This is a genomic window from Pararhizobium sp. P1_E7 (assembly GCF_056405855.1).
The window spans coordinates 1-3,272 of sequence record NZ_JBFUBH010000157.1 but is presented as its reverse complement, the minus strand read 5'-3'; the positions used below and the strand labels follow the sequence as shown (position 1 = coordinate 3,272).

Genomic DNA, 3,272 nt, shown 5'->3' with positions numbered 1-3,272 from the left:
GGATGGCTTCGACGCGCAGCGGAAACCTGTTGCCTGCCGCCTCCTCTATTCGTTTCGCAATCTCCGCTCCGCTGCCGGACATGTCCGGCACACCGGGAAGACCAGGCCCAAGAACAAGGCGATAGCTGCCACGGCTCAGGCGATCCAGCCATTCGGCCCGCTCCTTGGCGGGAAGTCGGTCGATGACGGCAATCGACGTTGCCAGATCGCTTTCCAGCGTCCCGAGCATGACTGCCTTGGCCGACATGTAGCGTTCGGCAAAAAGAATGCTGAACGAGAGGCTATAGGCGACCGCCAGTCCGGCAAACAGGATCAGGAAGAGGCGGGAGCGTAGCGTGCTTGGCCACCAGCCAAAACGGGACTTGCCGCCCTCACTCATGTCTTGGGCACCGAAATCTCGACCGGTACGGAGAACACATAGCCTTCGGCCCGCACCGTCTTGATGTAGGTCGGCTCGCGTGCATCGTCGCCGAGCCGCTGGCGCAGACGACTTACCAGAAGGTCGATCGATCGGTCGAAGAGCTCGGCATCGCGGCCCTGCGTGAGGTTCAGGATCTGGTCACGGTTGAGCACGCGTTGGGGATGATCGATGAAGACCCGCAGCAGCCGGTATTCGGCACCACTTAGCGCGATCTCCGTACCGTCTCTGTCGAGAAGATGCCGTCCAACAGTGTCGAGCCGCCAATCGCCGAACGCCAGCAGTTGTCCTGCCTCGCTGATCTGAAGGTTTGGCGGCAACATTCGCGTGCGCCGCAGCACCGCCTTGATGCGGGCAAGAAGCTCACGCGCCGCGAAAGGCTTCGGCAGATAATCGTCGGCGCCCATTTCAAGCCCGATGATCCGGTCCATCTCATCGTCGCGCGCCGTCAACATGACGACCGGCGTCGCCTTGTGTTTGCCGGCGCGAAGCTCCCGGCAAAGGACCAGCCCGTCATCGCCCGGCATCATCACATCCAGCACGATCAGATCGACCGTGCTGGTTTCAAGAAAATTGCGCATCTGCCGGCCGTCAGCAGCAACCGTGGTCCGAAGGCCGTTCTTCTTCAGGTAACTCGATACCAGTTCGCGAATTTCACGGTCGTCATCGACGATCAGAATGTGGTCGACATGCTCCATCTGTAGTCTTTCAAAAGTACCCATTGGCCGCTTTACACCTGTTATTTGCGCGTGACGGCCGTCGCGAGTAAAGAGGTTTCTCGCGGCAGCACTGCCCGTCAGAATCGCGCGACATCAAGGATGGCCTGGGCGAAGGCCTGCGGCGCCTCCTGTGGTAGATTGTGTCCGATACCACCCGTTACATTTCGATGCTCGTATTTTCCGGAGAACCTCTTCGCATAGGAGGATAGTTTTGGATGCGGCGCGGCGTTTTCATCGCCTTCCATGGTGATCGTCGGAATGGTGATGATCGGCCCTCTTGCCAGCTGCTTCTCGTAGACGTCGTATTTCGCCTCGCCTTCTGCGAGACCGAGCCGCCAGCGATAATTATGGATGGTGATGTCCACATGGTCCGGATTGTCGAACGCTGTTGCCGAACGATCGAAGGTCGCGTCGTCGAACTTCCAGGTTGGCGAGGCCGTCTGCCAAATCAGCTTTGCAAACTCGTGCGTGTTGGCGGCGTAGCCGAGCCGGCCGCGTTCCGTTGCGAAGTAGAACTGATACCACCAGGACAGCTCCGCCTTCGGCAGCAAAGGCTTCCTATTAATTTCCTGGCTGCCAATGAGATAGCCGCTGACGGAAACCATCGCCTTGCAGCGTTCGGGCCAGAGAGCAGCCATGATGTTGACGGTGCGCGCACCCCAGTCATATCCGCCGAGGATCGCCTTTTCGATGCCGAGGGCATCCATCAAGGCGATCATGTCAGCGGCCAGCGCCGCCTGCTGGCCGTTGCGCGGTGTCTCGTCCAAAAGGAAGCGCGTCGTGCCGTAGCCGCGCAGGTAGGGAATGAGGACACGGTAGCCTGCATCGGCCAGGATCGGCGCGACATCGACATAGCTGTAGATGTCGTAGGGCCAGCCGTGAACGAGCAGGACGACGGGGCCATCCGACGGACCGGCTTCTGCGTATCCGATATCGAGCACGCCTGCCTTGATCTGCTTCAGCGCCGCGAACGATGTATGCCCTTCCGCCTTGATCGCCGCCGATACCACGGGTGACGCGGCATTGGCGATCGTGGTCACGCCGAATTCGGCGGCAGCAATGGTCAGGGCGGCAACACCGAAGAAGCGGCGGCGCTGGTGGTTGAATTCAGGGGACATCGTTCTCTCCATCTCGATTGATCGTGATGGGAAGAAAGCCGGCTGCATGTATCCCCCATGTGTCCCGCATCGCCCGAAATTGAGTGCGGATGTAGCATCCGGCCACCTTGATACATTCTGATACATCAGACCCGCATCCATGCGGGCGGCAAACGATTTGTGTCGCTCTGTCGTGGACCCAGCAGATTCCTACACTGCGGTACACTTCTTATGGAAGCCGGACACATCCGGGATACGTCGCTCCGACCAGATTGGCCCCCGTTGCTGGTCGTGCCCCATCGCCGTCCAGAACCCGACCAACCGGTTTCAAGGAAACGACGATGACACTTCTCATCATTGCCTATCTCGGAGGGGCGCTGACCATCCTCAGCCCATGCATCCTTCCCATTCTCCCCTTCGTCTTTGCCCGTGCGGGACAGCCGTTTATGCGCAGCACGCTGCCCATGCTGATCGGGATGAGTGTCACTTTCGCACTTGTCGCGACGCTTGCAGCAGTCGGCGGAAGTTGGGCGGTCCATGCCAATGAATACGGCCGCCTTGCGGCGATCCTGCTGCTTGCGGTCTTTGGCGTCAGCCTTTTGTCGCCACGCATTGCAAGCGTCATCACCCAGCCGGTCGTTGACTTCGGCAACAGGCTGCTGAATGCGTCGCGCAAACCCCAGTCCGTGCCCACTTCAACAAGCTCCTTCATCCTCGGCGTGGCGACCGGGCTGCTCTGGGCTCCCTGCGCCGGGCCGATCCTCGGCCTTCTGCTAACGGGTGCGGCATTAAACGGCGCCAATCTCCAGACGACGTTTCTGCTCGCCGCTTATGCCGCTGGTGCCGCGACATCGCTTGCCATTGCCCTTCTTGTCGGGGGTAAGATCTTTGCCGGCATGAAGCGGTCGCTCGGCGTCAGCGAGCGTATTCGTCAGGTGCTCGGTGCCGCGGTTCTGGCCGGCGTTGCCGTCATTGCGCTTGGCCTGGACACCGGCCTCCTCGCACGGCTTTCCTATGCCAGCACGGCGGCCTTCGAAC

Annotated in this window: 3 protein-coding genes and 1 pseudogene; 1 reads left to right on the top strand and 3 read right to left on the bottom strand. The window is 60.5% G+C overall.

What is annotated here, in order from left to right; genetic code table 11:
* From AC1D17_RS28245 to AC1D17_RS28235, 3 genes and pseudogenes are all read right to left on the bottom strand, one after another.
* Positions 1-379 (bottom strand): annotated as a pseudogene (locus AC1D17_RS28245) (two-component sensor histidine kinase); the annotation flags it as partial.
* The gene (locus AC1D17_RS28240) at positions 376-1,116 is read right to left on the bottom strand and encodes a response regulator (RefSeq protein WP_477568529.1); all 741 of its coding nucleotides are present in this window, start codon (positions 1,114-1,116) and stop codon (positions 376-378) included. The gene AC1D17_RS28240 and the pseudogene AC1D17_RS28245, both read right to left, overlap by 4 nt.
* 98 nt (positions 1,117-1,214) lie before the next feature.
* Positions 1,215-2,255 carry an alpha/beta fold hydrolase gene (locus tag AC1D17_RS28235; RefSeq protein ID WP_477568528.1) on the bottom strand — a complete coding sequence of 347 codons (1,041 nt, stop codon included), beginning with the start codon at positions 2,253-2,255 and terminating at the stop codon, positions 1,215-1,217.
* A gap of 320 nt (positions 2,256-2,575) precedes the next feature.
* On the opposite strand from AC1D17_RS28235, the gene AC1D17_RS28230 reads away from it, so the two are divergent.
* Positions 2,576-3,272, top strand: a 697-nt coding sequence (locus AC1D17_RS28230; protein ID WP_477568527.1) for a cytochrome c biogenesis CcdA family protein, incomplete at its 3' end; no start/stop codon positions are given.

Coding starts and splice junctions, on each gene's coding strand:
- AC1D17_RS28235 (WP_477568528.1), bottom strand. CDS start 2,255: ATGTCCCCTGAATTCAACCACCAGCGCCGCCGCTTCTTCGGTGTTGCC.
- AC1D17_RS28240 (WP_477568529.1), bottom strand. CDS start 1,116: ATGGAGCATGTCGACCACATTCTGATCGTCGATGACGACCGTGAAATT.